The sequence below is a fragment of the uncultured Gemmiger sp. genome, assembly GCA_944388105.1.
In the GTDB taxonomy this organism is placed as follows: Bacteria; Bacillota; Clostridia; order Oscillospirales; family Ruminococcaceae; genus Gemmiger.
In genome coordinates this window covers 1-3923 of record CALXHN010000137.1, presented here as the reverse complement: position 1 = coordinate 3923, position 3923 = coordinate 1, and the positions used below count along the sequence as shown (strand labels likewise).

Here is a 3923-nt window from a genome sequence, read left to right as displayed (position 1 = left end):
CTGCACATAAAGAAAAGCACCTGCTTCCAAAGAAGCAGGTGCCTTGGTGACCCGTACGGGAATCGAACCCATGTTACAGCCGTGAAAGGGCCGTGTCTTAACCGCTTGACCAACGGGCCATAATACGCAGGATTTCGCTAAAACAGCAAGCAACTTACCGACCACTACTGCAGCCGGCCCCCAAGTATTTTAGCGAAAGCCTGCATTATGGTAGCGGTAACTGGATTTGAACCGGTGACACTTCGGGTATGAACCGAATGCTCTAGCCAACTGAGCTATACCGCCACATGGCGTGACCCCTGATGGGGTTACTTGTTTATTATACGGAAACAAGCTCTTTTTGTCAAGCCTTTTTTGAAATTTTTTCAGGCAATTTCTGGTATTGGGAATCTTTCCTGATTTTGTGATTTTCCTGGCAATCGGGCGCTTGCGGGGAAGTCTTTCCCTTTGGTCACAAAAGGCAGGCAGTTGCTGCCCGGAAGCAAGAGACAAATAAAAAAGGCAGCCCCTTTCCGGGACTGCCTCCAACCTGCCATTCTGCAGGGAAAAAATTACTTCTTGTTGGTGGGCACCAGCACAGCCTTGCCGCCCATGTAGGGGCGCAGCACTTCGGGGATGGTCACGGTGCCGTCGGCCTGGTAGTGGTTTTCCAGGAAGGCGATGAGCATCCGCGGCGGGGCCACGCAGGTGTTGTTCAGGGTGTGGGCCAGCTGGGTCTTGCCGTTCTCGTCCTTGTAGCGGATGCGCAGGCGGCGGGCCTGGGCGTCGCCCAGGTTGGAGCAGCTGCACACCTCGAAGAACTTCTGCTGACGGGGGCTCCAGGCCTCGATGTCGCAGCTCTTCACCTTCAGGTCGGCCAGGTCGCCGGTGCAGCAGTCCAGCTGACGGACGGGGATCTCCAGATTGCGGAACAGCTCCACCGAGTTATGCCACAGCTTGTCGTACCAGTCCATGCTGTCCTCGGGCTTGCAGACCACGATCATCTCCTGCTTTTCGAACTGGTGGATGCGGTAGACGCCGCGCTCCTCGATGCCGTGGGCGCCCTTCTCCTTGCGGAAGCAGGGAGAGTAGCTGGTCAGGGTCAGGGGCAGCTTGGTGCCGTCGATGACCTGGTCGATGAACCGGCCGATCATGCTGTGCTCGCTGGTGCCGATGAGGTAGAGGTCCTCGCCCTCGATCTTGTACATCATGGCGTCCATCTCGGGGAAGGACATGACGCCCTGGACCACGTTGCCGTGGATCATGAAGGGCGGGATGACGTAGGTGAAGCCCTTGTCGATCATGAAGTCACGGGCGTAGGCCAGCACCGCCTCATGCAGGCGGGCGATGTCGCCCAGCAGGTAGTAGAAGCCGTTGCCGGAGACGCGGCCGGCGGCGTCCAGGTCGATGCCGTCGAAGCTCTCCATGATATCCACATGGTACGGGATGGGATAGTCGGGCACGGTGCATTCACCGAAGCGCTGCACTTCCACGTTGCAGCTGTCGTCGGGGCCCACGGGCACGCTGGGGTCCACCATCTGGGGAATGGTGTACATGATGTCCCGGATCTTCACCTGCAGGTCGGCTTCCTTGGCTTCCAGTTCCTTCAGGCGGTCGGCCTGGGCGGTGACCTGGGCCTTCACGGCCTCGGCCTCGGCGGCCTTGGAGGGGTCCTTCTTGGCCTGACCCATGAGCATGCCGATCTGCTTGGACAGCTTGTTGCGGTTGGCGCGCAGGCTGTCCGCCTCGCTGATGGCGGCGCGGTACTCGGCGTCCAGGGCGATGACCTCGTCCACCAGGGGCAGCTTCTGGTCCTGGAACTTCTTCTTGATGTTTTCCTTGACTTCATCGGGGTGCTCGCGCACAAAACGGATGTCTAACATGGTACTTTTCTCTCCTCTATGTTTTTTGTTGCCTGAGACTTATGGCTGTTCGGGGTTGTAATGACCCAGCAGGTCGGCATAGCGGCGCAGCTGGTCGTCGGAATAGAAGTCGATGCGCAGGCTGCCCTTGCCGTTCTTGTAGTCCACATGGACCTCGCTGCCGGTGACCTCTTTCAAAGCCGCTTCCACCTCGGTGGCCAGCACCGGCCGGATGAAGGCATCCACCGGTTTGGGTTCCTTGGGGGGCTTGGCCAGCTTGCGGCACAGCGCTTCGGTCTGGCGGACGTTCAGGTTCTTTTCCACCACCTGCTTGGCGGCGGCGGACATCATCTCGGCGCTGGGCAGGCCCAGCAGGGCCTTGGCGTGGCCGGTGCTCAGTTCGCCCCGGCGCACGGCCTGCCGCACATCGTCGGGCAGGCCCAGCAGGCGCAGGGTGTTGGTGATGGCGCTGCGGCTCTTGCCCAGGCGCAGGGCGGCCTGTTCCTGGGTGAGGCCGTACTGGTCGATGAGCCGGCGGCAACCCTCGGCCACCTCGATGGGGTCCAGGTCCTCCCGCTGGAGGTTTTCGATCAGGGCCAGGGCGGCGGCCTGTTCATCGGTGACGTTCTTGACGATGACCGGCACCTCGTCCAGTCCGGCGATGCGGGCGGCCCGCCAGCGGCGTTCCCCGGCGATGATGGTGTAGCCGGGTCCGGCCTTTTTGGGGCGCACGGCGATGGGCTGGAGCAGGCCGTTCTCGGTGATGGACTGGGCCAGGGCCGAGAGGGACTCTTCATCAAAATTTTTGCGGGGCTGGTCGGGGTCAGGCTCGATCTCCCGCACCGGCAGGGTGGAGAGCCCGCCGGAGGTGTCTTCTTCGGGCAGGTCGGCAAACAGGCTGTCCAGCCCGCGGCCCAGCCCGCCGATTTTCTTCTTGGCCAAGGTCATCCCCCTTATCGTTCGTTGTTCTGCAGAAATTCCCGGGCCATGGCCATGTAGGCCTCGCTGCCCTTGCCGTTGGGTTCATAGAAGTTGATAGGCATGCCGAAGCTGGGGGCTTCGGACAGGCGGACGGTGCGGGGCACCACGGTCTTGTAGACCTTGTCCCCGTAGTACTTCTTGACCTGGGCCACCACCTGCATGGTCAGGTTGAGGCGTCCGGCGTACATGGTGAAGAGCACGCCCTCGATGTCCAGATAGCGGTTGTACTTTTTGCGCACCGTTTTCAGGGTGTTCATCAGTTCAGACAAGCCTTCCAGGGCGTAGTATTCGCACTGGATGGGGATGAGGACGGTGTCGCAGGCGCACAGGCCGTTGATGGTGAGCAGGTCCAGGGAAGGCGGGCAGTCGATGAAGATGTAATCATACACCGGCACCACCGGGGCCAGGACGCTGCGCAGCCGGTTTTCCCGGCGGGGCAGGTTGACCAGTTCCACCGCCGCCCCGGCCAGCTGGGTGTTGGAGGGGAGCAGGTCGGCGTTGTAGTTTGTCTTGACGATGGCCTGCCGCACGTCCTCATCGTCGATGAGGCAGGTGTAAACGTTGGAACTGAGCTCATGCTTGGCAATGCCGTAGCCGGAGCTGGTGTTGCCCTGGGGGTCCAGGTCCACCACCAGCACCCGCTTGCCCAGTGCCGCCACACAGGACGACAGATTGACGCAGGTCGTGGTCTTGCCCACGCCGCCTTTCTGGTTTGCGATTGCAACCACCTTAGCCATTGGCACATCCTCCTTGCAAAATCATCTTGAACTGCCTGCCGGGGTGTGCCGGGGCGCGTTTTGAGGTTATTATACCACAGGTGTGGTCCAATAGAAAGACTTCGGCGGCATTTTTGGCATTTTGGGTGGTTTTGGACCTGTTTTGAGGCCGAAAATGTTCCACGGGGAACATTTTGCCCGGAATTTTTCGATTTTTTTGCATTGGGGGTAAGGTGGGATGTTCCACGGGGAACATTGGACTATCTGAAGTATAATTATTTGTTTGTCACTTTTGGCAAACAGGAGTCTGCCGGGGTGTTGTCGCTTTTTGCCGCCAAAAAGCGACGGAAAAACCGCCACCGTTTCGAGGCGGTGGACGCCGACC

At 60.1% G+C, this 3923-nt stretch carries 3 protein-coding genes and 2 tRNA genes; all 5 read right to left on the bottom strand.

Translation table 11 applies throughout. The features are described from left to right. Positions 1-44: 44 nt before the first annotated feature. A tRNA-Glu gene (locus tag Q0K17_RS10635) sits at positions 45-119 on the bottom strand. A gap of 89 nt (positions 120-208) precedes the next feature. Further along, positions 209-285 (bottom strand) — tRNA-Met (locus Q0K17_RS10630). A gap of 266 nt (positions 286-551) precedes the next feature. After that, complete coding sequence (serS, locus tag Q0K17_RS10625) at positions 552-1862, bottom strand: serine--tRNA ligase (RefSeq protein WP_294542886.1); 1311 nt, start codon at positions 1860-1862, stop codon at positions 552-554. A 39-nt stretch (positions 1863-1901) separates the two neighbouring features. Continuing rightward, entirely contained in the window at positions 1902-2783 is an 882-nt protein-coding gene (locus tag Q0K17_RS10620; protein WP_294542885.1) for a ParB/RepB/Spo0J family partition protein, read from the bottom strand. Positions 2784-2794: 11 nt separating this feature from the next. Next, positions 2795-3559, bottom strand: coding sequence for a ParA family protein (locus Q0K17_RS10615; protein WP_294542884.1), 765 nt, complete (start codon positions 3557-3559; stop codon positions 2795-2797). Positions 3560-3923 lie beyond the last annotated feature (364 nt).